The sequence below is a fragment of the Acinetobacter sp. UBA3106 genome (assembly GCA_002365595.1).
Taxonomy (GTDB): domain Bacteria; phylum Pseudomonadota; class Gammaproteobacteria; order Pseudomonadales; family Moraxellaceae; genus Acinetobacter.
This window is the reverse complement of the sequence record DFAM01000009.1, coordinates 143,372-169,648: the sequence shown is the minus strand read 5'-3', so window position 1 is coordinate 169,648 and position 26,277 is coordinate 143,372. Positions and strand designations below refer to the sequence as shown.

Annotated in this window: 25 protein-coding genes; 13 read left to right on the top strand and 12 right to left on the bottom strand. The window is 43.0% G+C overall.

The features are described from left to right. A partial coding sequence (locus B4C48_RS03455; RefSeq protein WP_291354221.1) for a GGDEF domain-containing protein occupies nt 1-755 on the bottom strand: 755 nt, incomplete at its 3' end. Between the two features lie 324 nt (nt 756-1,079). On the opposite strand from B4C48_RS03455, the gene B4C48_RS03450 reads away from it, so the two are divergent. After that, on the top strand, nt 1,080-2,354 hold the full coding sequence (locus tag B4C48_RS03450) for a replication-associated recombination protein A (protein ID WP_291354220.1): 1,275 nt from the start codon (nt 1,080-1,082) through the stop codon (nt 2,352-2,354). Nucleotides 2,355-2,629: 275 nt separating this feature from the next. Here the strand turns inward: B4C48_RS03450 and purC are convergent, their stop codons facing one another. The 3 genes from purC to dapA are packed head-to-tail and all read right to left on the bottom strand — an operon-like array spanning nt 2,630 to nt 4,904. Further along, a complete protein-coding gene (gene purC, locus B4C48_RS03445) occupies nt 2,630-3,349 on the bottom strand; it encodes a phosphoribosylaminoimidazolesuccinocarboxamide synthase (protein WP_291354219.1) in 720 nt (239 codons plus the stop codon). A 36-nt stretch (nt 3,350-3,385) separates the two neighbouring features. Further along, nucleotides 3,386-3,991: a lipoprotein-34 precursor (NlpB) gene (locus B4C48_RS03440; protein WP_291354218.1), complete on the bottom strand. Its 606-nt coding sequence runs from the start codon at nt 3,989-3,991 to the stop codon at nt 3,386-3,388. Between the two features lie 13 nt (nt 3,992-4,004). Further along, a complete protein-coding gene (gene dapA, locus B4C48_RS03435; RefSeq protein ID WP_291354217.1) occupies nt 4,005-4,904 on the bottom strand; it encodes a 4-hydroxy-tetrahydrodipicolinate synthase in 900 nt (299 codons plus the stop codon). Between the two features lie 728 nt (nt 4,905-5,632). Between dapA and mhpT the strand changes: the two genes are divergently transcribed. The 3 genes from mhpT to B4C48_RS03420 all read left to right on the top strand — a co-directional run bounded on the left by mhpT (nt 5,633) and on the right by B4C48_RS03420 (nt 8,749). Continuing rightward, the gene (gene mhpT, locus B4C48_RS03430; protein ID WP_291354216.1) at nt 5,633-6,838 is read left to right on the top strand and encodes a 3-(3-hydroxy-phenyl)propionate transporter MhpT; all 1,206 of its coding nucleotides are present in this window, start codon (nt 5,633-5,635) and stop codon (nt 6,836-6,838) included. A 237-nt stretch (nt 6,839-7,075) separates the two neighbouring features. Then, nucleotides 7,076-7,711 carry a bifunctional nicotinamidase/pyrazinamidase gene (gene pncA, locus B4C48_RS03425; protein WP_291354215.1) on the top strand — a complete coding sequence of 212 codons (636 nt, stop codon included), beginning with the start codon at nt 7,076-7,078 and terminating at the stop codon, nt 7,709-7,711. 96 nt (nt 7,712-7,807) lie between these two features. Continuing rightward, entirely contained in the window at nt 7,808-8,749 is a 942-nt protein-coding gene (locus B4C48_RS03420; protein ID WP_291354214.1) for a bile acid:sodium symporter family protein, read from the top strand. Between the two features lie 88 nt (nt 8,750-8,837). On the opposite strand, the gene B4C48_RS03415 is transcribed toward B4C48_RS03420, so the two are convergent. Beyond that, the gene (locus B4C48_RS03415) at nt 8,838-10,091 is read right to left on the bottom strand and encodes a hypothetical protein (RefSeq protein ID WP_291354262.1); all 1,254 of its coding nucleotides are present in this window, start codon (nt 10,089-10,091) and stop codon (nt 8,838-8,840) included. Between the two features lie 77 nt (nt 10,092-10,168). Between B4C48_RS03415 and serB the strand changes: the two genes are divergently transcribed. The 4 genes from serB (at nt 10,169) to B4C48_RS03395 (ending at nt 13,354) form a co-directional block, all read left to right on the top strand. Beyond that, nucleotides 10,169-11,389, top strand: a complete 1,221-nt coding sequence (serB, locus tag B4C48_RS03410; RefSeq protein WP_291354213.1) for a phosphoserine phosphatase SerB — start codon at nt 10,169-10,171, stop codon at nt 11,387-11,389. Nucleotides 11,390-11,811: 422 nt separating this feature from the next. Beyond that, nucleotides 11,812-12,147, top strand: coding sequence for an AciT family ciprofloxacin tolerance protein (aciT, locus tag B4C48_RS03405; RefSeq protein WP_291354212.1), 336 nt, complete (start codon nt 11,812-11,814; stop codon nt 12,145-12,147). A 152-nt stretch (nt 12,148-12,299) separates the two neighbouring features. Then, nucleotides 12,300-12,779 (top strand): SCP-2 sterol transfer family protein, encoded by a 480-nt coding sequence (locus tag B4C48_RS03400; protein WP_291354211.1) that lies wholly within the window; start codon nt 12,300-12,302, stop codon nt 12,777-12,779. A 68-nt stretch (nt 12,780-12,847) separates the two neighbouring features. After that, nucleotides 12,848-13,354 (top strand): hypothetical protein, encoded by a 507-nt coding sequence (locus tag B4C48_RS03395; RefSeq protein WP_291354210.1) that lies wholly within the window; start codon nt 12,848-12,850, stop codon nt 13,352-13,354. A 55-nt stretch (nt 13,355-13,409) separates the two neighbouring features. On the opposite strand, the gene dtd is transcribed toward B4C48_RS03395, so the two are convergent. Continuing rightward, nucleotides 13,410-13,850 (bottom strand): D-aminoacyl-tRNA deacylase, encoded by a 441-nt coding sequence (dtd, locus tag B4C48_RS03390; RefSeq protein WP_291354209.1) that lies wholly within the window; start codon nt 13,848-13,850, stop codon nt 13,410-13,412. Nucleotides 13,851-14,205: 355 nt separating this feature from the next. Between dtd and pncB the strand changes: the two genes are divergently transcribed. The 3 genes from pncB (at nt 14,206) to asd (ending at nt 17,220) form a co-directional block, all read left to right on the top strand. Next, nucleotides 14,206-15,411: a nicotinate phosphoribosyltransferase gene (gene pncB, locus B4C48_RS03385; protein ID WP_291354208.1), complete on the top strand. Its 1,206-nt coding sequence runs from the start codon at nt 14,206-14,208 to the stop codon at nt 15,409-15,411. A 112-nt stretch (nt 15,412-15,523) separates the two neighbouring features. After that, nucleotides 15,524-16,372 (top strand): sulfurtransferase, encoded by an 849-nt coding sequence (locus tag B4C48_RS03380; RefSeq protein WP_291354207.1) that lies wholly within the window; start codon nt 15,524-15,526, stop codon nt 16,370-16,372. Beyond that, complete coding sequence (gene asd / locus B4C48_RS03375; RefSeq protein WP_291354206.1) at nt 16,369-17,220, top strand: archaetidylserine decarboxylase; 852 nt, start codon at nt 16,369-16,371, stop codon at nt 17,218-17,220. The genes B4C48_RS03380 and asd overlap by 4 nt, the downstream gene beginning before the upstream one ends. Before the next feature lie 172 nt (nt 17,221-17,392). Here asd and B4C48_RS03370 read toward each other — a convergent pair whose 3' ends face one another. The 5 genes from B4C48_RS03370 to B4C48_RS03350 all read right to left on the bottom strand — a co-directional run bounded on the left by B4C48_RS03370 (nt 17,393) and on the right by B4C48_RS03350 (nt 22,522). After that, entirely contained in the window at nt 17,393-18,004 is a 612-nt protein-coding gene (locus B4C48_RS03370; RefSeq protein ID WP_291354205.1) for an SPOR domain-containing protein, read from the bottom strand. A gap of 22 nt (nt 18,005-18,026) precedes the next feature. After that, nucleotides 18,027-19,817 (bottom strand): arginine--tRNA ligase, encoded by a 1,791-nt coding sequence (argS, locus tag B4C48_RS03365; RefSeq protein ID WP_291354204.1) that lies wholly within the window; start codon nt 19,815-19,817, stop codon nt 18,027-18,029. A 222-nt stretch (nt 19,818-20,039) separates the two neighbouring features. Beyond that, complete coding sequence (locus B4C48_RS03360; RefSeq protein WP_291354203.1) at nt 20,040-21,347, bottom strand: DUF445 domain-containing protein; 1,308 nt, start codon at nt 21,345-21,347, stop codon at nt 20,040-20,042. Nucleotides 21,348-21,377: 30 nt separating this feature from the next. Beyond that, nucleotides 21,378-21,932 (bottom strand): CC0125/CC1285 family lipoprotein, encoded by a 555-nt coding sequence (locus B4C48_RS03355; RefSeq protein ID WP_291354202.1) that lies wholly within the window; start codon nt 21,930-21,932, stop codon nt 21,378-21,380. A 50-nt stretch (nt 21,933-21,982) separates the two neighbouring features. Beyond that, nucleotides 21,983-22,522: a DUF924 family protein gene (locus B4C48_RS03350; protein WP_291354201.1), complete on the bottom strand. Its 540-nt coding sequence runs from the start codon at nt 22,520-22,522 to the stop codon at nt 21,983-21,985. A 212-nt stretch (nt 22,523-22,734) separates the two neighbouring features. On the opposite strand from B4C48_RS03350, the gene gshA reads away from it, so the two are divergent. Further along, the gene (gene gshA, locus B4C48_RS03345) at nt 22,735-24,312 is read left to right on the top strand and encodes a glutamate--cysteine ligase (protein ID WP_291354200.1); all 1,578 of its coding nucleotides are present in this window, start codon (nt 22,735-22,737) and stop codon (nt 24,310-24,312) included. 21 nt (nt 24,313-24,333) lie between these two features. After that, complete coding sequence (locus B4C48_RS03340) at nt 24,334-24,858, top strand: disulfide bond formation protein B (protein WP_291354199.1); 525 nt, start codon at nt 24,334-24,336, stop codon at nt 24,856-24,858. A gap of 49 nt (nt 24,859-24,907) precedes the next feature. Here B4C48_RS03340 and B4C48_RS03335 read toward each other — a convergent pair whose 3' ends face one another. Beyond that, nucleotides 24,908-26,239 carry a hypothetical protein gene (locus tag B4C48_RS03335; RefSeq protein ID WP_291354198.1) on the bottom strand — a complete coding sequence of 444 codons (1,332 nt, stop codon included), beginning with the start codon at nt 26,237-26,239 and terminating at the stop codon, nt 24,908-24,910. Between the last annotated feature and the right edge of the window lie 38 nt (nt 26,240-26,277).

Below are 26,277 nucleotides of genomic sequence, written 5' to 3'. Positions count from 1 at the left end.
CGCTGCCCTAAGATTTGAAGTAAATAATCACCCGCAATATGCCCCAAGGTGTCATTAATATGTTTGAAATAGTCTAAATCAATCAGCAAAAAGCCCACAGACTGTTGTTGCTGCTGGGCATGTTGAATGGTTTTTTTAAAAATTTTATTAAATGCGCTACGGTTATATAAACCGGTTAATTCGTCGAGTTCAATGAGCTGTTGAAGATTCTTTTCCACAATTTGTTGTTGGGGAATATGATGCTGTGGGGTTAAAGGTTGAGTATCGTTCATGCTGGTATTCAGCATTTTATTCTCTGCATGCACTTGCTGATGCAGCTTGGTATGCTTTAAATAATGATCATGAATATCGGTGGCCGTCATCATCCAATCAATATTATCTAAATGCTGGACTGGTTGAACGGAAATCAGGCAAATTCTGTAGTCTTTTTCACCGTGTTGAATTCGGCATTCTTGTTCAAAACCTTGTTGGGTATGTAAAGCATGTTGCCAGAGTAAACTAAAGTTCGAATAATCATCAGGATGAATGAATTTTTCAGACGCATCGCTATGCTGTAGAGGAAGAGTCTGACCAATATAGTCGCAAAGCGCTTGATTATAATAATACTGATGTTGTTTGTTCTTGACCCAGACCAGCAAGGAGAATTGATCAAGGATATTTTGAATAATAAGATTTTTGTCAGATAATTGATTTGAAACGGGTGTTTTGTCATCCTGATTACGAGGTCTTCGCTTGTTTTTGAAAATATTTTCCATAAAGCTCACCCATTTAAATAATCAAGATGCTTAAAGTGTGACGTATTTCACATAATTATACATATGAACATTTAGAAGTAGAATGATTAAGTGTGTATTTCTGATGGTCTACTTATTTTGTTGAATCGACTTCACTCTCTTTTTTAAACCATCTAAAAACGATTTAAAAGTCATTTAAAATTAAATTCACGTAAAACAGACAGAATAATGATGTGGATGATGTAAAAGTAACAATAGGATTTTTTTGTAAATCAGTTCATTTGAAATACGCGATATTAAAATTACATAGTAGACTTACTTTAAGTAGAGTAAAGAAATAACAAGATGTCTGAGAGCCATATCCCCCTCCCTGAACGACTGCGCCCGCGTGACTTGTCCGAAATTATTGGTCAAGATCATCTATTAGGGGCAAGTGCACCCTTACGTCAAATGATTGATCAGGGACATTTACCTTCGATTATTTTTTGGGGGCCACCAGGGGTAGGAAAGACCACGATTGCTTTGCTTTTGGCACAGGCAGTGGATCGGCCATTTGTCAGTTTATCGGCCTTGAATACCGGGGTAAAAGAACTGCGTGAAGTGATTGCCGAAAGTGGCGATTTACTGACGCCTGTTGTGTTTATTGACGAAATTCATCGTTTTAACAAGTCGCAGCAAGATGCCTTATTGAATGCAGTCGAGAAGGGTAAAATTACCTTAATTGGAGCGACGACAGAAAACCCATCTTTTGAAGTCAACAATGCCTTGTTGTCGCGTTGTCAGGTATATACCTTAAATGCTCTGGATGATGATGCAATTCGAACTTTGTTGAATAATGCCATACAACAGGATAATTTTTTAAAAGAACGTTATATCCAAATTGACGAATACGAAGCATTACTGCAATTCGCTGCTGGTGATGCACGTAAGGCGCTAAATTTATTAGATTTAATAGCCAGTACTTTTGAAACTGATGTAGAAAATATCATCACCAATGCCATAGTGGTCAAGGTGGCCCAGCAGAATATTGCCCGTTATGATAAATCTGGCGAGCAGCACTACGACTTGGTTTCAGCATTTATTAAATCGATTCGCGGCAGTGATCCGGATGCTGCCTTGTACTGGATGGCACGTATGCTGAAAGGGGGTGAGGATCCAGTGTTTATTGCCCGTCGTATGCTCATCGCCGCTTCAGAAGATATTGGCAATTCGAATCCGAATGCCTTGCTGTTAGCAGGTGAGTGTTTCCGTTCGGTTCAAGCGGTGGGCATGCCGGAATGCCGGATTATTTTAGGTCAATGTGCGGTATATTTGGCGACCAGTGCCAAAAGTAACAGCACTTATTTAGCCATTAACAAGGCACTCGACTTAGCGGAAAAAACCGCGAATTTACCTGTGCCGTTACATTTACGCAATGCACCCACCAAATTGATGAAACAGCAGGGCTATGGTGTAGATTATCTTTATCCGCATAATTATCCTGAACATTTTGTCTTGCAAGACTATTTGCCGCCTGAATTAAAAGGCACCAAGCTGTATGAGTCCGCTCGAAATAAACGTGAAGTAGAAGGCGAGCGTTTACAACAGCGTCGTTGGCAGCAGGAACAGCAACAGCAGTAAGACAAAAAAAGCCCAATCCATAGGACGGATTGGGCTGAAAATAGGATGTCTTGGGAGAGATACATCCTAGAGGGTAAACTAAAATCCTGGTCGGTAAGCAAGATGTTTTCAAGCCATCTAGGCCAACCTCTTGTCACTTGGTATATAAGCTATATTAAATAAAAATCATAATGATGTAAAAACGATCATTTTTATTAGTAACATTTATTTTTCCGATTTTTAAGAATATAAAAAACCGAGCTAAACAGCCCGGTTTTTTTGAATCAGATAACTGATTAGATATCAGAAAGATCGATACCTAAACGTGCAGCAACTTCTTCATACGCTTCAACCACACCGCCTAAACCTTGACGGAAACGGTCTTTGTCGAGTTTTTTCTTGGTGTCTTTGTCCCATAGACGGCAACCGTCTGGAGAGAATTCATCACCTAGAACGATACGGTCGTGGAACACACCGAATTCAAGTTTGAAGTCAACAAGCAGCATATTACCTGCGTCAAACAAACCTTTAAGAACGTCATTCACTTTGTAAGTCAGTTCTTTCATTTGCGCCAATTGTTCAGCTGTTGCCCAGCCTAAAGCAATTGCCTGAGATTCGTTCACCATTGGATCGCCAAGCGCGTCATCTTTGAAGAACAATTCGAAAGTAGGCGGAACAAGTTCTTTACCTTCTTCTACACCTAAGCGACGGCACAATGAACCAGCAGCATAGTTACGTACTACACATTCAACTGGAATCATTTGCAATTTTTTCACTAAAACTTCAGTAGGAGAAAGAAGTTCTTCAAAGTGAGTTTCAATGCCAGCAGCAGCCAATTTTTCCATGATGAAGGCGTTAAAACGGTTGTTCACCTTGCCTTTACGATCCAGCTGTTCGATTTTTTCGCCGTTAAATGCAGATGCATCGTCACGGAAGACTAGGATGAGGTGATCTGCACTGTCTGTTTCATAAACAGATTTCGCTTTACCAGTATAGAGCAAGGTTTGTTTCAACATGGGGGAACCTTTTTCAAAAAAAAATGCCTAGTACGACTAGGCTGGCCAATTTTGGTAAATCTGGGTTAACAGTTCTGCAGCTTTTTCTTTGTCTGCAAAGCTGTTATCGGCATTGAACACAGCGATGTTGTTGCTTGTGCCTACAGAGGTCAGTCTTAATACATAAATCTGCTGATCAATCTTAATAGTCACTTCGTAACGATTTTTACTTTGACCCACAATGGTATGGTTCAGGCTGCTGAGGGTGGCAAGTGTGTACTGCCAAATTGTAGCAGAATTTCCATCGATTTTGAGCAGAGGATTTTGATTTCCATCACGAACCAGCTGTGGACGACCGACATTTGTACTGTCATTCTGATCACTTGCTACTGCATTGGTCTGAGCTTTGTCTGGACGTGGTAAAGCAAAACGGTTGCCGCGCTTATTTTCAAGCTTCGGTGCATGCTCAATGGCAAGCGGGTCAATTGTTGGAGATGGATACAATGGCGTTGCTGGTCGAACCATTGAGCCTTCCGGATATTTCAGAGGTTCAAGGGTTGCTGTATTTTTATAGTCCAGTGAACCGTTACTGATTCCCATGGAACTACAACCCGCTAAACTGAATGCCGAAAGTGCAAGGATTAAACCAAAACGTAATTGCATAGTGTTGTGCTCTTTATTTAATGACACCCGAAGCGTTCAGTGCTTCACGCAATGGGGTACGATATTGTTCTGCAAGAGGAGTTAATGGTAAGCGAATACCGGTACCAATTAAGCCCATTTCATGGAGTGCCCATTTCACAGGAATTGGGTTAGATTCACAAAATAAAATATTGTGTAAATTTGCAACTTCATTATTTAAGGCTTCAGCGCGATCTGCATCACCTGCAAGTGCAGCAGCACAGATCTGGCTCATTTCTTTAGGCGCCACATTGGCAGTCACCGAAATGTTGCCTTGTGCACCACAACCCATGAGCTGGTATGCAGTGGCATCATCACCAGAGTAAACGGTCATGTCTTTGCCGTTTAATCCTTCAATGAGTTCTTTACCACGGGCTACATCACCGGTCGCATCTTTAATGCCAATAATTTGTGGAATGTCAGCCAGACGGATTACGGTTTCATTGAGCATATCCACGCCAGTACGGCCTGGAACGTTATACAGAATTTGAGGTAAGTCTACCGCTTCAGCAATTGCTTTATAATGCTGATATAAACCTTCTTGGGTTGGTTTGTTGTAATAAGGCGTGACCAGGAGAGCTGCATCTGCGCCCAGCTCTTTGGCCTCACGCGTCAGTTCAATCGCTTCATGGGTAGAATTGGCCCCAGTACCTGCAATGACAGGAATACGTTTGTTGGCCACACGAATGATTTCTTTGATCACCTGGGTATGTTCAGCCATGCTTAAAGTTGATGCTTCGCCTGTCGTGCCCACAGCCACAATACTGTTAGTGCCTTGTGCGATATGCCACTCAACGAGCTTTTCTAGACCCTTCCAATCTACGCTGCCATCTTCAAACATCGGGGTGACGATTGCGACAATTGAACCTTGAATGATCTGTGCTTGCTGAGTCATTTTAAAAAATTATCCTATTTGGCCATCCAACTGAGGTAGAAAAACAGAGATGTGGACGGTTACGTATTTTGATTTATAGCAAAATTCAATGGAATTGAATGAAATTGAATAATGCTTATGCAAATTATGAACGAACAAGCGGTGAAGAACAATATGCTTTAGTCAAACCATCTAAAAACTTTATGAAAAGCAAGTGAAAAATCTAACAAACAAAACCTCGTTCATTTTCTTAAATGAATTTGAATGATAATTTTAATCAGCTTAAAGCAATGAAAAATCGTTTTTTGGACTGGAAAATGGCTGTTTCTGTCTTAAAAAGCTAGGCTTGACCCAATCAACTCGGTAATTCCGGGTAAAAAAATCGGAATTTAAGATTTAATACAGCTCAGCATAGACTTTTAAGCTATATGAATCAGACCATTCATCTATCAAAATGATCATTAAAAACGACTTTAGTAATTAATAAAAACTATTAATGTATTTTTGCTCTTTTCGCACAGGATGATTTTCAGAATAAAACTCATCCTGCTCAGATTGAGTTTTTCTGTGTGAGTTAAAGCTGATTAAGTGTTTTTGCGACTATCTGTTTGAGGTATGAGGAAGTTTTAAATAGCCGGCATTTTTTTTAATAAAGTGTAGATTATTCCACTTATTGGTAGTTATTTGAATTTCCAGACTCGTGGATGATGCTGTTCTATTTTGGACACTGATTGCACAAGGATTTTCCAATGGAAAGATCAGATAACAAGCATTCCGTCATTACCGTGGCAATCTGTTTTTTAATTGCTGTCATTGAAGGATTGGATATTCAGGCTGCCGGTATTGCAGCAGCCGGTATTCGTGAGGCTTTTGGCTTAGATAGTTCTCAGTTAGGAGTATTTTTTAGCGCAGGAATTCTAGGGTTATTGCCGGGTGCTCTGATTGGTGGGCGTTATTCAGACCGGATTGGTCGTAAAAAAGTACTGATTTGGTCAGTCGCCGTATTTGCCGTATTTACCTTATGTACCGTATGGGTAAACAGTTTCAATACCTTGTTATTGGTTCGCTTTTTAGCTGGTGCCGGTTTAGGCGCAGCCATGCCAAACTTGATCACGCTGGCATCTGAAGCGGTTAAGCCTGAGAACCGGGGACGTGCTGTAGGCCTGATGTATTGTGGTATGCCTGTAGGTGCGGCCATTTTGTCGTATGTTGCGAGTTTGGATTTTGGCTCCAACTGGAAAAATATTTTCTATTTAGGTGGTTTGTTGCCAATTATCGTGCTGCCTATCATGATTAAATTTTTACCAGAATCACGTGAATTCTTAAAATCACAAAATACCCCTAAAACTGCTGCTGTCGCTCAGGGTTTTTTTAAAGATTTGTTCAACAGCAGCAACCTGATGCGCACCTGCCTCATTTCAGTGAGCTATTTCTTCACCCTGATGGTGGTCTACATCATGTTGAGCTGGTTGCCTTCACTGTTTATGGAACTGGGCTTTACCCGTAAAGAAGGCAGTACTGCACAATTCTTCTTCATGGTCAGTGCAACGATTGGTACCATTGTACTGGGTATGCTGACGGATCGCTGGAAAAAAGCCTACGTAATTCTGTTGATGTACGGCGGTATTTTGGCTGGTTTATTCTGTTTGAATGCAGCTAGCTCATTAACGCAAATGTATATGGCTTCTGCCTTGGTGGGTGCATTCGTGATTGGTTGCCAAGGTGTACTGTATGCTTTCGGTAGTATTGTCTACCCAACTGAAGTACGTGCAACGGGCGTAGGTATGGCTTCAGCGGTAGGGCGTGTAGGTGCCATGCTTGGGCCAACTATTGCGGGTCAGTTGCTTGCCGCAGGTTTTGGTGCAGCAGGGGTAATTTCAGCTGCTATTCCATGTATCGTGATTTCAGCACTCTTTATGTTGATTCTGGTGCGTCGTTTACAAACACAAGCTTAATGTTTTGACTTATCAAAATGGCTCGCTATGGCGGGCTATTTTTATTTCTATTCCTCGCCTGTGCGCAAAGCACAAAATGACCGACAACGGATAGAAAAGTATAGGCTTGATTTGCCAGGTGAGCATGATTCTTTGCCTCCACAGTCATTATCTTTTTACCTGCATCTTTAAATACTGCAATTTGTTTTGTTATATGCTTAACAAAAATCACAATAGGTAAAGAATGGACTGAGAATTATGCAAAAAAATACTGCTTTGATTGTTGTCGATGTACAAAATGGTTTTACCCCAGGTGGAAATTTAGCCGTAGCGAATGCAGATCAGATCATTCCAAACATTAACCAATTGGCACAGTATTTTGACAATATTGTGATTACTCAAGACTGGCATCCCCAGAATCATGTGTCATTTGCTGAAAATCATATAGCAAAGCAGCCATTTGAAACGATTGAGCTGGAGTATGGTACTCAGGTTTTGTGGCCTGTACATTGTGTACAAGGCACTTCGGATGCAGAGCTGCATCCGGATCTTTATTTACCCACAGCACAACTGGTCATCCGCAAGGGCGCGCATGCCCATATCGACAGCTATTCAGCTTTTTTGGAAGCAGATCAGAAAACCACTACCGGTTTGGCCGGTTATTTAAAAGAACGCGGTATTGATACAGTTTTTATTGCAGGAATTGCTACTGATTTTTGTGTGGCATGGACCGCAATAGATGCCTGTAAATTGGGATTTAAAACCTATGTCATTTCCGACGCCACCAAAGGCATTGATTTACACGGTTCACTGCAACATGCCTGGCAAGACATGCTCGCAGCCGGGGTCAAGCGTATTCTGATGAAGGATATTGTTCAACTCAGCAGCTGCTAAAAACATGATCAGGTTGATTAAAGCTGCTGATTTGCCTGATAGATATGGTAAAACGTCTTCTCTAGATCAGACCAGCATAAATATTGGATGTATTGTATGTCTGCTTTTTTGCGCTTTACGCAATTTATTCAGAAAACCTTTGCCCTCTGGGTGGTGTTATTTGCCGGTATTGCCTTAATTGTCCCGGAAGCCTTTGTCTGGCTTAAAGTCTATATTACCTGGATGCTCGGGATCATCATGTTTGGTATGGGCATGACCATGACGGTAGAGGACTTTAAAGGAGTATTACAAAGTCCTAAAGCTGTGGTTATTGGTGTGGTTGCACAATTTGTGGTGATGCCGGGGCTGGCTTATCTGTTATGTCAGCTGTTTCAACTACCGCCGGAAATTGCCGTAGGGGTGATACTGGTCGGCTGTTGCCCGGGCGGAACAGCATCTAACGTGATTACCTATATGGCCAAAGGCAATACCGCGTTATCGGTGGCCTGCACCTCGGTTTCGACGCTTTTAGCACCTGTGTTAACCCCTGCAATTTTTTATCTTCTGGCGAGTCAATGGATTGAAATTAATGCCATGTCGATGTTGGGTTCAATACTTCAGGTGGTACTGTTCCCAATTATTCTGGGTTTGATAGTTCGTGGAGTATTGAAGCACAAAGTCGATCCCTATATTCAGGTAATGCCCTTAATTTCAGTAGTGGCAATTGTAGCTATCGTGGCGGCAATTATTGCTGGTAGCAAGGCTCAGATTCTGCAATCAGGTTTACTGATTTTAGGCGTGGTGGCCTTGCACAACGGTCTGGGCTATTTATTGGGTTTCTGGGCAAGCCGTTTCTTTAAGCTGCCTTATGCAGACAGCAAGGCTATTGCCATTGAAGTCGGCATGCAAAATTCAGGTTTAGGCGTGGCTTTGGCGGCAGTACATTTTGCTGCATCGCCCATTACTGCGGTACCAAGTGCCATTTTTAGTTTATGGCATAACATTTCAGGACCTGCATTAGCGAGTTATTGGGCAAGCAGGGCCAATAAAATAGAATAATTGTGAAGTAATCTCTGCTGAGCTCCGTTGAGACGTGTAGAGAATAAAAAAGCCGAGCATAACAGCTCGGCTTTTTTATTGACCTCTTTTAAGAGGCTTTGGATTGCTTGGCTTTTAGAATTTCCGTTCTAAACGTTTGTGCCAATTCGGCCACTTCGCTATCCATGCCGTTCATCATAAAGGCATGACGAGTCAAAACATTGGTTGGATTCGGTATACTGACCAACTGGTAACGATCTGAAATATCTTTCAGTAATTCATTTGGCAAATGAATGGCACTTTCTTTGGCAGCCAATTGCTGTACCAGACGTTCTGCCGCTTGAACCGGGCTAAGATGCATCGCTTCAACATGACTGGAAATGGCACTGCGGGTTTGCAACACAAAACGCTTTTCTTCACGATAACGTTTATATAATACATCCGATAATAACTGGAATACGGTGCTAATCATGACTAGACATTGCACAGCATTTGGCGTATCCACCGACATGCTAATGGTCGCGCCATGTTCATCAAATTTATGCACTGTAGCGATATCTGAACTGTTTAATTTGTAGTGTTGAACACACAACTCTGTCGTTTTATTCAGGAAAATCTGACATAAATTGAAATACGGAACTGAAACGGTTTTATTGACCGAATCCATGAGCTGTTTAGGGTCATAAAACTGGATATTTAAGGCAATACAGTTGTCATTCAGCACCACAGGTTTCGATTCTTTAACTTTCGCTTTTGCCTGAGCATTGCTCTGTGCCTGGGCAATCGCGACTGCGGCGTTATGCTGTTCCTGCTCTAAAGCCTGAGTCAGGGTCTGAATTTCATGTTTAAGGCGGGATTCATTATTGATACGCGCCAGATATTCGGTACGGCTTGGACGGGCAATCGCGCGATAAGCTAACCATAATAAGCCATGAATCAGCAGCGATAATAAAATCGCCAGCCATTGGGTACGTAAAATTTCCCCAATACTCGGCTGAATCAGGGTAATTTCAATACTGCCGACTTTCTTTTCATTTTGCAGCGCTTCACGAACAAACACTTCGCCTTGGCGTGTTTTGGTTAAACCACCTGTTGCCAGCACCTGATTATTGGCATCTAGAATACGAATAGAAGCCACGCTCGGGTTAGTGGCATAACGGTCGGCCAATAATGCCAATGACACCGTATTGGCCGGTTCCAGCTCGGACAGGCTATCTGTAACCAGTTGCGAGGTCATCAGCTGTCCCTGACTGGCGCGGTTTGCATTCAGCTGATGCGTCGTCGCAAGGACCAGTAAAAAAGTGTGTAAAGCAAAACTTACAATCAGTAGGCTAGCAAATAGCCCTTGTCTAGGCGCATTCAACGTAAACTTCCAAGGCATTTATGTTCAAATTCGATTATGATTCTAACAATAGTTGTAGCTCAGATCCGAGTCAATTCATGCGAGAAATCATTCTTATATCATTTTTGGGACCCGACCAGCCTAATCAATTTACACGATTAATGCAGGTATTGTCCGTACATTCTTTACAAATTTTGGACGTTGGACAAGCCGTCATCCACAACCAACTGACTTTAGGTATTGTTGTTTCGTCAGATGACCAAACTGCTACAGCATTAGCCATGAAGGAGATTCTGATTCTAGCACATGATATTGGCTTAACAGTGCGCTTTAAACCAATCTCTGCATCAGAATATGATCAATGGGTGAGTGAAGGTGGGCAGACTCGCTATATCGTGACGGCTTTGGCACCGGAGCTAAGCGCATCACAGTTACAGGCAGTGACGCAGATTGTCTCCAATCAGGGCTTTAATATTGAAACAGTCACCCGTTTATCGGGCCGTCCGGAACTGAATAATCAGGTGGAAGGACCAAAACGTTCTTGCGTGCAATTTGGTCTGAAAGGACAAATGCTCGATGCGACCGCCATGCGTGCGGCCTGCTTGCGTTTATCTGCTGAACTGAGTGTCGATGTCGCGGTTCAGGAAGACAATGCTTACCGTCGTAATCGCCGTTTGGTCTGCTTCGACATGGACTCGACTTTAATTGAGCAAGAAGTCATTGATGAGTTGGCGATTGAAGCCGGTGTCGGTGAACAAGTCGCTGAAATTACTGAACGTGCCATGCAGGGTGAACTGGACTTCCAGCAAAGCTTCCGTGCCCGTGTCGCCTTGCTCAAAGGCATGGATGCATCGGTTTTACCAAAAATTGCCGAGCGTCTAACCGTGACCGAAGGGGCAGAGCGCCTGATTTCAACCTTGAAAGCATTGGGGTATAGAACTGCAATTCTTTCTGGTGGTTTCCAGTATTTTGCTGAATACCTGCAAGAGAAATTGGGTATTGATGAAGTACATGCCAATATTCTGGATGTACAAGATGGTCTGGTGACAGGTGAAGTCAAAGGTCATATTGTCGATGGTGCACGTAAAGCATTGTTGCTGCGTGAATTGGCGGACAAAATGGACATTTCACTGGAACAGGCGATTGCCGTGGGTGATGGTGCCAATGACTTGCCGATGCTGTCGATTGCCGGTTTAGGAGTGGCTTTCCGTGCCAAACCTTTGGTTCGCCAGAATGCCAATCAGGCGATTTCAAGTGTGGGTCTGGATGGGGTGCTTTATCTGCTAGGTGTACATGATAAAGACCTCAGCCGTGCCTAATGCTTGAGTCCAACTATTGAATTTGATCTATAAAACGCGACATTGATGTCGCGTTTTTTGTTTAAAAACAAGCAAAATAAGATGAGTGGTTAAATGAAATCGTCGACAAAAACAGCATACAAATCATTATAAAAAAATATTTTTTTAACACTTTTAATGCGCTGTTTTTTTGTAATGACACGGCAAGTCCGAGCCCATCTCACTTCCAGAAAAAGTTAAAAATAAAAAAATGTAATGACAAAATAATATTGCGACAAGGTGTGTCGCTTGCTGAAAATACAAGACTTTTTTTCTTAAAAAAACTCCGCATAATGCTTGCATAGAGATTGATATAAATATATTTCATCATTTATTCATGGTATCGGGGATTTAATTTAGACCCATATAAAAGTGTCAAAATCCTATAGAGGACGGAGGTTTTTATGGTTACAGCGAATTTAGCAACCATCATAGGCTTAAGCTTGATTGCCGCTGCTTTGATAGCTGTTTTCTTCTCGCCTTATCGTCGTTTGTTAAGCTTTATGTTTGCAGGTATGCTGTTTTGGGGATTAATTGAAGCGATTCGTTTAAGTACACAACTGCTCTTTGATTTACCCATGGCATACAGCTATCTGACTGCGTTAATGTCGGTGATGGTTATTGTGACCATGCTGTTAATCCGCGAAGATCGTCGTGCAGAGCGAGCTTTAGCCAAACGCCGCTATATTGAACATACACCAGTCTATGACGATGAACAGCAACACTATTCAAGCCGCTAATTTGCAAGACTGATAAATCAAAGAAATTAAAAGATGTGCTCCGGCACATCTTTTTTTATTCATTATTGTTATACAAAGCCTTACTTGAAAAAACACAAGTTATGGTAGGATAAGTCGTCAATTTTCCAACAATTACAATAGGCTTAAATGTCATGAAACTATCTTCGATTCCTGTCGTAAAATTACCACTGGTCGATGTAAGCACGGATCCGCTTGATTTATTAGTTGCGGGCTTGGCTTTGCGTATGAAGCAATTGGCACGTACCAGTCCAAAATTTATTGAACTGGTTCATGAACGTCAATTCCGTATTCAAATTGGTACCGACCTCGGTGTTGCACGTCAAATTATTGTAAACAATGGACAAATTGACACAGTATCGGGTGATGCAGAAAAAGCAGATTTTATTTTGCAATTTGCAGACAGTGAACAGGGTGTAAAAACTTTAGTCAAAGGTGACCCAAGCGCTTTTATGACCGGCATGCAAAATGGCAGCATTAAAATGGAAGGCGATTTCGGTCTCTTGGTTTGGTTTAATAAAGTTGCAAAATTGATTCCACCAAAATTACCAAAACCGGTACAAGAAAAAGTGAAATTGGTACGTTCATTTATTCGTGAAAAAACCGGTAAGTAATCAAGATTAATTGAAAAGTATAGTTTTTTTATTAATAATACCCCCCGCTTAAATAGGGGGGTATTCTAATGAAGAAAATTTTAACAGCTTCAGTAATTGCAGCTTCAATGACTTTTACTGGTTGTGCAAGTATTTTCTCTGGTTCAACACAGACTTTGACTTTTAAATCAGTACCAGAGTCGGCTAATATTACTATTACAAATAAATCAGGTGAAAAGATTCATACTGGCTCAACTCCTGCTACTGTGACTTTAAAACGCGGTAATGGTTTCTTTAAACCAGCAGGATATGAAGTGGCTTTCTCAAAAGAAGGTTTCCAAACTAAAAAAATTCAAGTAACTGCAAGTGTAAATGGTTGGTATATAGGTAATATTATCTTTGGTGGTTTACTTGGCCTTCTGATTATTGATCCAGCTACTGGAGCAATGTATACATTATCTCCAAAAGATGTAAATGCAGTCTTAGAAACTCAACAATCAGCAAAAGTTAAAGGCCAGCAATCATTAACAGTGATGTTAGTTCAAGACATTCCTACAGATGTAATGGACCGTGCAAAATATCTTGCTACTCTTTAATTAAAATAAAAAAGCCCTCAATAGAGGGCTTTTTTATGCTTGGAATATTGTCGCGTTATTCCACTTCCAGATTAAAAGTCACTGGACCATCATTGACCAGATGCACTTTCATATCGGCTGCAAAAATACCGGTTTGTACATTTTCAAATTGAGATTTTGCATAGTCCACCAAGGCTTCATATAAAGCTTTAGCCTCGCTGGGTGGCATGGCTGGACCGAAGTCGGGGCGTAAGCCTTTTTGCGTTTGCGCCATTAAAGTAAATTGCGAAACCAGTAATAATCCACCGCCAGCCTGAGCCACATTCCAGCCCATTTTGCCCTGCTCATCATCAAAAAAGCGATATTTCAAAATCTTGTCGATCAGCTTTTTGCCCTTTTCCAGATTATCTTCTTTGCCTAATCCCAGAAAAACCAAAATGCCTTTTTCAATTTGTCCGGTTGTTTCACCTTCTACCACAACTTTTGCTTCTAGAACCCGTTGTAATAATGCACGCATAACTTAACCAATTTATATCTTCAATTTATCCGCCGCATTGTAGCAAACAGGCAGAAATTTAAGCGTTAAAATGCAAACAATATCGCAATAGCATCAGCAGGTTTTATTAAATATTTTCTTCTCTCTTTGCATACATAGACCCACCAAGGTTTTAACGAAAATGAATATAGATATTTGAACAGGAGACTTGTGGCAAAGGCATTTTGTAGCAAATGAAATAAAGACCTGGGATTGAAAAAAAGCGAGATTTAGCCCTGACTATATGGGCTTGACTGGCATAGCTGTACGCAAAACTAGCAATATCAAGATAAAAAGTGTGTTTTAATGCAGTCAGCACAGCGAAATTTCATTAGATATGGCTCCAATCATTCAATCTTTGCTTGATACTGACTTGTACAAATTTACCATGCTACAGGTGGTACTGCATAAATTTCCTCAAACGCACAGTGTTTATCATTTCCGTTGCCGTAATTTAGAGGATACCGTTTATCCACTGACGGATATTCTGGACGATTTGAACCAACAGCTCGACTATTTATGCCAGCTTAAGTTTAAAGAAGATGAGCTGCTCTATCTTCGCAGTTTACGTTTTATCAAAAGTGACTTTGTCGATTATCTGGAACTGTTCCAGCTAAAACGCCGTTTTATTAAAGCCCGCATTGATGAACAAGGTCGTCTGGACATTTGGGTTGAAGGCCCGATGGTTCAGGCGATGATGTTTGAAATCTTTGTTCTAGCCATTGTCAATCAGCTGTATTTCACGCGCATTCGTAGTGATCAGGTTTTGGCAGAAGGTGAACGTCGTTTACAGGCTAAAATTGCCCTGACTCAAAAATATCAAGCTGAACAAAATCCGGAAGATCCACCATTTCTGGTATCTGATTTTGGTACCCGCCGCCGTTATAGCTTTGCATGGCAAAAACATGTGATTGAAGAATTTCATGCAGCAGTACCTAACATTTTCCGTGGTACCAGCAATGTGCTGATTGCTAAAGAATTAGGGATTACCCCGATTGGGACGATGGCGCATGAATTCCTGCAAGCCTTTCAGGCGCTGGATGTGCGTCTACGCGATTTCCAGAAAGCGGCACTGGAAACCTGGGTGCAGGAATACCGTGGCGATTTAGGAATTGCCCTGACGGATGTGGTGGGGATGGATGCCTTCCTGCGTGACTTCGATCTGTATTTTGCCAAACTGTTCGATGGTTTACGGCATGATAGTGGCGATCCCTATGAGTGGGGTGACAAGGCTTATGCGCACTATAAAAAACTGAAAATTGACAGCAAAACCAAGATGCTGACTTTTAGTGATGGCTTGAATATCGAGAAAGCCTGGAACTTGCATCAGTATTTTAAAGACCGTTTTCAGGTCAGCTTTGGTATTGGTACCAATTTAACCAATGACCTGGGACAAAAACCCCTGAATATTGTGTTAAAACTGGTGGAATGTAATGGTCAATCAGTAGCCAAAATTTCTGACAGTCCAGGAAAAACCATGACCGATAACGATACTTTCTTGGCTTATTTACGTCAGGTATTTAATCTCGCCGAAGTAGAATAATCATGATTGCTATAGCTGATTTTTTGCTAAATGAATGCAAAAAATCAGCATAATAGTGAAAATGACTTGTGCTAAGATCGTCCTGTTGATCTAAATAAAACACGAAAAAAGTATGACTGTATCTGCATTTAATTTTGGTCTGCTGATAGAAGCAGAAGAGCTGGTTCCGTTTTTAGGCAATGAAAAATTACGCATTGTCGATTTAAGCCGTCGTTCTGTTTATGATCAATTGCATATTCCGCATGCCATTCATGTGCAACCGAAGCAACTGGTACGGCAAGAAGAACAGGCTTCAGGTTTATTGCCCGATGTAGAAGGCTTACAGGCCTTAATTGAGTATCTGAATATTTCTCCGGACCATCATGTCGTAGCTTATGATGATGAAGGCGGCGGCTGGGCGGGGCGCCTGATCTGGAACCTGCATTGTCTGGGTTTTGAAAATACCAGCGTGTTAAATGGCGGTATTCATGCCTGGCTGGCAGCCGGTTTGCCTACTTCTTCAGAAGTGGAAAAACCAGATCCTGTAGCGCATCTGGTGGAGATCAACCAGGAGAATATTGAAAAATACCGTATTGAATATGCAGATCTTTTAGAAAAAGTCCAAAACAATAATATTCAATTGTGGGATTGTCGTACTGAAGATGAATATACCGGTCTTCGACTCGCAGCGCGACGCGGCGGTCACATTCCAAATGCCCGACATTTTGAGTGGAGTACTGCCCTAAACCGTGAAAATCATTTAAAATTACATCCTTTAGAACGCACTCAACAGCGCTTAGAACAACTGGGTTTCAATTTAAAACAACCTGTGGTGGTTTATTGTCAGTCACATCACCGTTCGGGTTTGGCCTATATTCTGGGCCGATTACTCGGTTGGAAGATACGGGCTTATGATGGTGCGTGGAGTGAATGGGGCAACCGCCTCGACAGTCCGATTATTACCGGAGAGTTACCATCTTGAGCTTCGCATCACGTTTAAAAAAACAAATTTTTATTCAAGCGCAACGTGTTGTGCCACAACACCAATTATCACGTGTCGTGGGTAAACTGGCTGCCAGTGAACATCCGATTATCAAAAATACCGTGATTCAGGCTTTTAAAGCCCAGTATGGCATTGATATGTCGATTGCTGAACAAAGCAATGCATTGAAATTCAAATCATTTAACGATTTTTTTACCCGCTCTTTAAAACAGGGTGCACGTCAAATCGATACGGATCCACGTAGTATTGTTTCACCCGCCGATGGGGCTATCTCACAGTTGGGCAAGATTGAAGAAGGCGATATTTTTCAGGCCAAGGGTCAAAGCTTTTCGGTGGAAAAACTGATTGCCGATCCGCAATTGGCTGAACCTTTTAAAAATGGCCATTTTGCGACTGTGTATTTGTCACCTAAAGATTATCACCGTGTGCATATGCCTTTTGCCGGCACTTTGACTGAAACCTTGTATGTTCCAGGTGAACTGTTCTCGGTCAATCAAACCACTGCGGAAAATATTCCGGGCCTGTTTGCGCGTAATGAACGGATGGTGTGTTTGTTTGATACTGAACTTGGTCGTATGGCGGTAGTTTTAGTGGGGGCTATGATTGTGGCAGGCATTGAAACCGTAGCCACAGGCAAAGTAAAACCTACAGGACGCTTGGAGCTAAACCAGCACAATCTGTTTCTGGAAAAAGGTGCAGAGTTGGGCCGTTTCTACTTGGGCTCAACTGCGGTGATTTTATTTGAAAAAGATAAAATGCAGTGGGACGCGATGTTTAAAGCCAATTCTGTGGTGGTCATGGGTGAAGCTTTGGGACATACGGTTTAAATGCTTTTAGCCTCCCTTTTTTAAAGAGAGGTTGGAGGGATTATTTACCTCTTGAATTATATTAATCCTCCTCAGTCCCCCTTTGTTAAGGGGGATGTTTCATCAAGGAAAAAATTTAGGACGGTCAAAATAAAAAAGCGCCTCAAATGAGGCGCTTTTTTATGGATTAAACTTAGCGTTTCACCACAATAGAATCAATGCCACTGCGTTGTAAGGTCTGCTGGGCAATCATCGCAGCTTCCTGAGAATCATAAGGTCCTGAAATCACACGGTACCAGGTTTGACCGCCTTCCACCGATTTCACCACATCCGCAGACAAACCATTCAAGATAATTTCAGCACGGCGTGCATCGGCACTATCTGGATCAGGATAACTACGAACCTGCAGTATAAAACTTGGTGGCTGGGCAACTGGCGCTTCAGAAGCTTCTAGACCTGGCTCGGCGGTATCTGCCGGGGGAGCTGTTTCTGCTTCTGGTGCTTCAACAATCACCACAGTTCCCGAGTTTTTAGTTTCAGGCACAGCCTGATCAGGAATAGGCGTCACTTGCTGTTGTGGCAATAAATCGTAGAAACGATAATCTTTGTTTGTATCTTCCTGATAATGCTCAGAATTAATCTGATTCTTCGGTTTGACCGGTGCCCACGGCTTCCATAGCATCAAAGCTACAGCAAAACTCAACACGATTAAAATAACCACCAATGTTCCTAACCATGCAGGAATCAATGGCTTTTTCGGCTTACTCGGTCGCTCAGAGACACCGCGCTGCGTTTTTCCAAACACGTGGGACTTCCTTTTGTGCTAATTACATTGATGTAGGAGCAGATACACCTAATAATTCTAAACCATTACGTAATACTTGTTGTACGTTTACTGAAAGTAATAAACGGGCTTGCGTAAGTTCAGCATCATCATTGAGTACTTTATGCTCATTATACCAACCGTGGAATAAAGCTGCCAATTCTTTCAGATAGTTACCGACTTGATGCGGTTCATAACTGTTGGCTGCACGAATCACAATTTCCGGATAGGCTGCAAGTTTGGCCAGAATTTCAGTTTCGGCATCAAGATCCAGTTTTACCGCAAATTGACGTGCATTCGCAGCATCAAAATTCACATCGGTAGAGGCGGCTTTTTCAAGCATACGGCAGATACGGGCATGTGCATATTGAATGTAATACACCGCATTGTCCTTGCTTTGTGAAACAGCTAGGTCCAAGTCAAAGTCAATGTGCTGTTCAGATTTACGCATCACGTAGTAGAAACGCGCTGCATCATTACCGACTTCTTTACGCAGGTCACGTAAAGTCACGAACTGGCCTGAACGTGATGACATTTGCACCATCTCGCCGCCGCGCCACAAGCTTACGAACTGAACTAGAAGAACGGTTAATTTTTTCGAGTCATAACCCAGAGCATCAATCGCTGCTTTAACACGTGCGATATAGCCGTGGTGATCTGAACCCCAAATATCGATGATGTCAGTATAGCCACGTTGTAATTTATTCAGGTGGTAAGCAATGTCAGAGGCGAAATACGTGGTTTGACCATTACGGCGTTTGACCACGCGATCTTTTTCGTCGCCAAATGCAGTCGATTTAAACCAGATGTTGCCGTCTTGTTCATACAAGAAACCGCGTTGATCAAGCGTTTGCAGCGCTTCTTCAATTTTATCTGTCAATGATTCTTCACTGAACCACTGGTTGAAGGTTACTCCGAATTCGCCCAGGTCATCTTTAATATCATCAAGAATGGCTTTTAATGCCGCTTGCAAGAAAACGCGGTAGCCTTGACCGATTAATTGTTGTGAATTGAAAATCAAGCCATCGATATGTTTTTCTTTATCGCCTGAAAGTACAACCTTGTTGCCATCAGCATCGAGTTCAGCAGCAAACTGTACATCTTCAGGCACGTCTTTATAAACATCGGCAACTGGGCGTACATAGGCATCACCATTTTGGTCGATAATGCTTTGCGCGATTTCTTTCACATAGTCGCCTTGGTAGGCATTTTTAGGGAAAACCAGTTCCTGACCGGTGAGTTCCAGGTAACGCAAATAAGTCGAGGTTGCCAGGATGTCCATTTGACGGCCAGCGTCATTGACATAATACTCACGGTCAACTTTGGCACCCGTTGCTTCTAATAAGTTGGCAACTGTCATACCGTAGGCTGCACCACGACCATGACCGACGTGCAGGCTTGAAGTCGGGTTTGCTGAAACAAATTCAACTTGAATGCGTTTTTCCGCATTGGCTTGGGTACGACCAAATTGATCTTTTTGTGCTTGAATCTGGTCTAAAACAGCAAAGCGTTGGTCGGCATTCAAGAAGAAGTTAATAAAGCCGGGACCCGCAATTTCTGCTTTGCTGATGTCTGCTACTTCAGGCAATGCAGCAAGAATTTTTTCTGCAAGATCACGAGGCTTCATACCCGCAGCTTTAGAACCAATCATTGCAATATTTGAAGCGAAGTCACCGTGGCTTCGGTCTTTGGTTCGCGTTAAATGACCGTTGTTATTCCAGTCGGATGGAAGTACACCTTCAGCTTGAAGAGATTGCACTGCATGATCGAGAGCTGCTTGGATTGCCGTATTCATAATCAGTCGAAAAATAAATGTCGCAGAAAAACAGCAAATATAGCAAATTTCGTGCTCTTTAGGTGAACCCATTTGTATTGAATGAATCTTGTCCGATAACTAACCCGGAATTGAAACAGGATAAATTCTAGAAAAAATTCAAAAACAAATAGTTAATGGCGTATTGCAGATTTAAAGCAATGCACAATAAGGCCGCCACGATTCAAATGCCTGAGCTCAACTTTACAGCACCACATCAACCAAGGCGCGGATAATACCCAGAATTAAGCCAATAAAACCACCGACCACCACGCCATTGACCCGAATCATGTGTAAATCGCCACCGACTTCATTTTCAATTTTGTCGATCATTTCCCGTGAATCCCATTCATGAATACGTTCGCTAATAAAACGGATCACTTTTTCACTGTATTGATCACTCAAATTGACGGCAAGTCCGCTCATGCGGTCATTGAGTAATTGACGTACCGCCGGATTGGAAATGATGTTTTCCCCAACTTGCTGAATCGCAACACGCAGGTTTTTTGCAATGCCTGAATCGTCTTTGAGCAAGTCTGCCTTAATGGCATCACAGAGAATGACCACGGCTCCGCTAATAAAATTTAGGACCTGAGGACTGTCCAGCAGGGCATCTTTGGTACTGTTTAAACGATGGCTGGCTTCACTTTCACTATCGGCCAGTTCCAGCATCAGCTGCTGGCCCATCTGTTCAATTCTTTGCCGCCAGGGATGCTGCGGGTCGGCCAGCATCGATTCTACCCGTTCAATCAGTGAATTGATGGTGCGTTGCTGCACATCAATACCAATCCAGCTGGCGCCTTTGGCCAGTTTCCACACTCCGAGTTCCTTGAACAGCTGGCGAGTCAGTTCATGGGCTTTTTCAGGATGTGAGATCATCCATTCATGCGCCAAATCCAGTCCACGTTGCAATACGTCCTGATGGAAGTCATTTTCCAGCACCGCGCGCAGCATTTCACTGGCAAGCGTGTTGATCTGGGTGTTGCGAACCCATTGCACACTGTTGTTCTGAATAAAGTTTCCAATCTGCTCCTGACCGACGAATTCAAAAATCTTGGGTACGGTTTGCTGAATAACTTGGGTGACCTGGCTATTATTTTCCGGCTTGGCCAGCCATTGCCCGACTGCCAGACTAAGGTCGGTATTGTTCAGGCTGCGTTTAACCACCTGGGGTGATAAAAAGTTTTCCTGTACAAAACGACCCATGGATTCGGCAATACGGGCTTTATTACGTGGAATAATTTCAGTGTGATCGAGCAGGAATTTGGGAATAGGCATTTTCCCAAACGGATTGCGAAACAGCACGGTAATGGCATACCAGTCGGCCAGTCCGCCGACCACACCCGCTTCGGCGGAAAGCATCAGAATATGAATTAGCCAGGCATAGTCAGGAATCAGCTTGGCGACCACCATCAGCACTAACCATGCGACAATCGCGCTGATGAGGGCAATGGTGGCAAAGCGTTTACTGCGTTGCAAACTCGGTGTTGTGGCTGCTTCCGCTGTGGTCATGCAAGATTCCTGTTATTTGCTAGGCGATTGTTATTTTGCTGTTTCCGGTACTGCTGGCACGAGTATTTGACCGTTTGGACCCAGGCCATATTTTTGTCCTAAATATTTTAAAATCAAATAGGCATCAAAGGCATCATCCGGTGCTTTTTTCTGATCTTTATAACATTCAATGGTATAGGAAACCTGTACCGGGTCAATGGTCACTACGCGCGGCATATCATAAAACGGGTCAGGCCAGAAACCGGGATAACGACGATAATAACCATAAGGGTAATACATCGGGGTAGAGTAGACCACGGCCTGACGGGGTGGCTGGCTACGGTTACTCGGATCATTCAGCACTTTAAAATAGCGGAATCCATTTTGTACCGTAGTCTGGGCTGCTTTCACCAGGGTGATTTCTTCGGCAGTTCCAAAACTCATATTGGGACGGGCCTGGAAACTGATGCGATAGGTTTGTGTATTTAAGGGCGTATTACTGAATTGCCCCAGCTGGTCAAAAGTCAGCGGTTTGGAAGGTGTGGTTGCACAGCCTGTAAGTGCGATGGCCACGGCCATGCTCAAACCTATAATGCTGTTCTTCATGTTAAACCTCCATACCATTTACTGTGTGCGGGAGGAGACACAATAAATGGTTAGAAACTACTATTCGGTTGGGTTAAGAATTCGAGCTCTTCTGCAGTTGAGGTGCGCGCCAGGATAGGGTTGCGGTGCGGATAGCGCCCGAAACGGTCAATAATGGCTTTATGCATTTTTTCATAATCCAGATTCATGGGATTATTTAAGCGTTGAAATAATTTTAACGCGAATTCGTGGATCAGTTTTGATTCACTGTGCATAAAGGGCATGTATAAAAACGCACGTTGTTCTGGACTTAATTGTTTATCCAAATCCAGACTAATGGCTTCTTGCGCCAGTGCCAATGCCAAGGCATCCTGGGCAAAAGCTTGGGCTTGATCCCGAAACAGATTACGCGAGAATTGATCCAGAATAATGATTTCTGCCAGGCGGCCTTCAGCAGTTTTACGCCATGACCACAGTTCGGCCTGTGCCGCTTTTTGGTGAATGTCATGAAACTTTTGCTTGATCAGTGCATCAAAATCATCACTTTTTGCAAACCATAAGGGCTGGGTTTCCGGGCTAAACCAAAAGTCCAAAATATCTGGATAATTCATAATATTTACAATTCCTTAGCACTTATTATTCAATACAAACACAAAATTCAGATGTCTTATACAGTAACTTTGTGATAAAAATTTGCCAGAAAATAAATGGTCATTTTGCTTGAAAACTAGACACGGTGTGATTTGACCGCACCAATTCACGTTATACTGATATAAACTGATGATTTTATTTTAGTAGTTATCTTCCGCTAAGCGAGATTGTAATGAGTCAACCCGAATCGACCCCTCAAGTTATGGTACCAGCTTGGGTGGATTCTTCGCTGTTTAAAGGCATGCTGCGAGGTATTGAACGAGAAAGCCTGCGCATGCAAAGCAATGGTTTTTTATCGCAAGCAGCGCATCCAAAAGCATTGGGGTCGGCATTAACACATCCGCATATTACCACTGACTATTCCGAAGCCTTGATGGAGTTTATTACCCCTCCACAAGACAGCATTAAAAAAGCACTTGATTATTTAACCGATATTCATGCCGTTGCGCATCGCCATTTAGAACATGGGGAAAAACTCTGGCCCTTGTCGATGCCGTGTATGTTGGATGATAACGAAGAAAACATTCGTCTAGCCCAATATGGCAGTTCCAATATTGGACGCTTCAAGACTTTGTATCGTCGTGGCTTAGGGGTGCGTTATGGCCGCCGTATGCAAACCATTTCCGGGGTGCATTATAATTTATCTTTTCCTGATCAAGTATTTGAAGCGCTGCAGCAACATGAAAGCGATGAAGCGCTCAAAAGCCTGAGTTTGCAGGATTATCGCAGTCACCGTTATTTTGGCCTCATCCGTAACTTTATCCGTTTGACCCCCTTAGTGATGTTTTTGGTGGGCGCCAGTCCTTCTGTTTGCCAGTGCTTTATGACCGGACGTGAACATCATCTGCTGCCTTTGTTAAAAGGCACCTTGTTCCTGCCGTATGCAACAGCACTGCGGATGGGCAATTTTGGCTATCAGAATTCTGCACAGAAGCAATTGGGCATTCACTACAATAACCTGTCAGGTTATTTGGATGGTTTGCAGAAAGCGGTAAAAACACCTTATGCGCCTTTTAGCCGTTTAGGACTAAATGATGAACAGGGTGAGCCGATTCAAATTAATGACCATGTGCTGCAAATTGAAAACGAGTACTACAGTCTGGTTCGTCCGAAACAGGTGCCGCAAGCGGGAGAAACTCCATCCCAGGCGCTGCAAAATCGCGGGGTCGGGTATGTTGAACTGCGCGCAGTCGATGTCAATCCATATAGTCCGATCGGCGTCGATGAGAACACCGCAGCATTTCTGGAAGTGTTGGCACTGCATTGCCTGGTACAAGAGAGTCCCGATTTGCTTGATCCGGAACAGGAACAGATTGAGCGTAACCAGATGGAAGTGGTCAATCGGGGGCGTGCACCAAATGCCTCTATTGTTGATGCAGCAGGAGAACATCCGATTGAAGACTGGGCACGTGCGTATGTCATGCAAATGCAGCCTTGGGCTGATTTACTGGACGCGGCTTATGACACTGACATGTACTCAGCAGCCTTGACAGTGATGCTCAATCGCATTGATGAGGTGGATCAAACCCTGTCAGCACAAGTCATTGCCGATACGCTGGAAAATGGCGGAACCTGGAGTTTTGGTAGCGTGATGGCACTGCAACATGCGACCACTTATGAACAACATCCGTTAAGCCCGGAAACGCTGGCTTATTTTGATGATTTAGCGGGGCAGTCATTGCAGCAACAACAGCAACTGGAACAGGATACTGCGCTCAGTTTTGAGCAATATCTTGCCAATTATCGATAAAAATTAATACGAGGATTTACCATGCAATGGAGTTATCGCTTCGTGAGTGGTTTGTTATTTTTAGCCAGTGTCATTGGGATGGCATTTGCGTTGTATTTAGAGCATGGACAAGGACTTGAACCTTGTCCACTCTGCGTTTTTCAGCGTATCGGCTTGATTGGGCTAGGGATTATTTCTCTGATTGCTTTTTTGCATAACCCGAACTCAAATGCGGTTAAACGTATTTACGCCCTGTTGGGTTCAATCAGTATTCTTTGGTCTGCAGGGGTAGCAGCGCGTCATGTCTGGCTGCAAAATTTGCCACCCGATCAGGTACCGAGTTGTGGTCCTGGCCTAGATTACTGGGTAGAGACTTTACCGTTAAAGGCGGTGTTTGAACAGGTGCTGACAGGTTCTGGTGAATGTGCCAAGGTCGATTGGACTTTCTTGGGGCAATCCCTTCCGGTATGGTCATTGGCTTTCTTTGCGGTACTGGCCTTGATTAGCCTGTGGCAACTGTTGCGTCGCTATCCGTTTGTGAACGCTAAAGCTGCGAAGGAAAAATAAAATGTTAAATAAAAAAGCCAACATTGAGTTGGCTTTCTTCATTCCTGGTTTAAGTCAGTGCAATGCCGGCCAAATCTTCCAGTTGCATGCGGTATTCATGCACTTCTTCTTTGACCTGTTCATTTTCTGGCGGGTAGAACCATTTCACAATCTGTTCTGCCACACTGGAATGATAGTTAATTTCAAAATGACTCAAGCCATAAAAGATCGCTTTATGGGATTCCGGCACTTTCAGTTGAAAACGCGGATTTGGATGTTCACCTAAAGCACTTTCCACACTGACCAGATAATCACCCAGCACCTTTAAGGTTCGGTTCTTTTTATTTTCATATTCAATGGTGCCGGCAACCAGATAGGTATTGATATGTTTCGGTAGGGGCGCCGGTTTACGGTTGTCATCCATGCCGCCAATTCGGGCATCATTATGCTCCCAGTCATCATCGCGGACACTGCCATAACGTAAATCCAGAATGCCATTGCTGCGGATATTGACAATATGCCGGATAATTTTCACAAAGGGAAAATGCCCCAGTTTGTCCTGCAGGATAAAACCAAAGCGCTCCAAGACGGCACCATGGTGCGGAGAGCCCAGGCAGACTAGATTTTCGGTCAGATGTATCCATTGATACATGTTTTGCTTGCCGTAAAACAGGGCACTGCGCGAAACCAGGCCGCCCATACTGTGGCCAATTAAATCAATACTGGTAATGCGCGGATTGCGACGAATCAGATCTTCCAGCGTATTGGCCAGGCTACGACCATTGGCCGAGATCCGGCGTCCGCTATTGTAATTCAGGTAGAGCATGGTGTTCTGGTCACGTTGCGCCAATAACTTCTCACCTATACCGCCGTATTGAGTGTTGGTCCAGTCCAGATGGTTCATGCATAAGCCATGTACAAAAATCACTACGCGACCGGATAAATCGCCCTTTTGCAGTCCGCCATAGTGGTCATACAGCACCATCGGCAGTGCCATCGGGTTTTGATATTTTAATAAATAATCCCCTAGCACCCCGTTAAGCACCCCGACTAAAAAGTGGAGTGTCGGTGTCAGCGGTTTATCATGCAATTTCGGATATTTTTCAATAATTCGACGTAAGCCGGGTGCCAGTAAATAGTTCCCATAATTGAGTAAGGTGTCGAAGGAAAACTGATACAGTTTGTCGATATGAGGAATTTTTTGTAATTTTTTCGAGCGCTGCTCACTCATGCCAAACACGCTAATTAAAATCTCGCGTTGAATTGCCTGGATCAAGTCCTGCATAACATCGCCTAGACGAGTCGTCACCAATTGTGCGAGACCTTCCAATACATCAGCCTGACTGGGTGGTGTACGGTCCCACCTACAATAAGTTTCATGTAATGGGGTTAAACTCGGCATTTGATCCTGTCCTTTTTCTGACCATGTTTCCCATACCC

Bases quoted from the DNA above. Each gene is read 5' to 3' on its own strand.
- B4C48_RS03380 (WP_291354207.1), top strand. From the start codon at position 15,524: ATGACTGTATCTGCATTTAATTTTGGTCTGCTGATAGAAGCAGAAGAG.
- pncB (WP_291354208.1), top strand. From the start codon at position 14,206: ATGGCTCCAATCATTCAATCTTTGCTTGATACTGACTTGTACAAATTT.
- B4C48_RS03360 (WP_291354203.1), bottom strand. From the start codon at position 21,347: ATGACCACAGCGGAAGCAGCCACAACACCGAGTTTGCAACGCAGTAAA.
- serB (WP_291354213.1), top strand. From the start codon at position 10,169: ATGCGAGAAATCATTCTTATATCATTTTTGGGACCCGACCAGCCTAAT.
- B4C48_RS03340 (WP_291354199.1), top strand. From the start codon at position 24,334: ATGCAATGGAGTTATCGCTTCGTGAGTGGTTTGTTATTTTTAGCCAGT.
- purC (WP_291354219.1), bottom strand. From the start codon at position 3,349: ATGTTGAAACAAACCTTGCTCTATACTGGTAAAGCGAAATCTGTTTAT.
- aciT (WP_291354212.1), top strand. From the start codon at position 11,812: ATGGTTACAGCGAATTTAGCAACCATCATAGGCTTAAGCTTGATTGCC.
- argS (WP_291354204.1), bottom strand. From the start codon at position 19,817: ATGAATACGGCAATCCAAGCAGCTCTCGATCATGCAGTGCAATCTCTT.
- B4C48_RS03450 (WP_291354220.1), top strand. From the start codon at position 1,080: ATGTCTGAGAGCCATATCCCCCTCCCTGAACGACTGCGCCCGCGTGAC.
- B4C48_RS03395 (WP_291354210.1), top strand. From the start codon at position 12,848: ATGAAGAAAATTTTAACAGCTTCAGTAATTGCAGCTTCAATGACTTTT.
- gshA (WP_291354200.1), top strand. From the start codon at position 22,735: ATGAGTCAACCCGAATCGACCCCTCAAGTTATGGTACCAGCTTGGGTG.
- B4C48_RS03420 (WP_291354214.1), top strand. From the start codon at position 7,808: ATGTCTGCTTTTTTGCGCTTTACGCAATTTATTCAGAAAACCTTTGCC.
- dapA (WP_291354217.1), bottom strand. From the start codon at position 4,904: ATGACTCAGCAAGCACAGATCATTCAAGGTTCAATTGTCGCAATCGTC.
- B4C48_RS03440 (WP_291354218.1), bottom strand. From the start codon at position 3,991: ATGCAATTACGTTTTGGTTTAATCCTTGCACTTTCGGCATTCAGTTTA.
- pncA (WP_291354215.1), top strand. From the start codon at position 7,076: ATGCAAAAAAATACTGCTTTGATTGTTGTCGATGTACAAAATGGTTTT.
- mhpT (WP_291354216.1), top strand. From the start codon at position 5,633: ATGGAAAGATCAGATAACAAGCATTCCGTCATTACCGTGGCAATCTGT.
- B4C48_RS03355 (WP_291354202.1), bottom strand. From the start codon at position 21,932: ATGAAGAACAGCATTATAGGTTTGAGCATGGCCGTGGCCATCGCACTT.
- B4C48_RS03400 (WP_291354211.1), top strand. From the start codon at position 12,300: ATGAAACTATCTTCGATTCCTGTCGTAAAATTACCACTGGTCGATGTA.
- dtd (WP_291354209.1), bottom strand. From the start codon at position 13,850: ATGCGTGCATTATTACAACGGGTTCTAGAAGCAAAAGTTGTGGTAGAA.
- B4C48_RS03335 (WP_291354198.1), bottom strand. From the start codon at position 26,239: ATGCCGAGTTTAACCCCATTACATGAAACTTATTGTAGGTGGGACCGT.
- B4C48_RS03350 (WP_291354201.1), bottom strand. From the start codon at position 22,522: ATGAATTATCCAGATATTTTGGACTTTTGGTTTAGCCCGGAAACCCAG.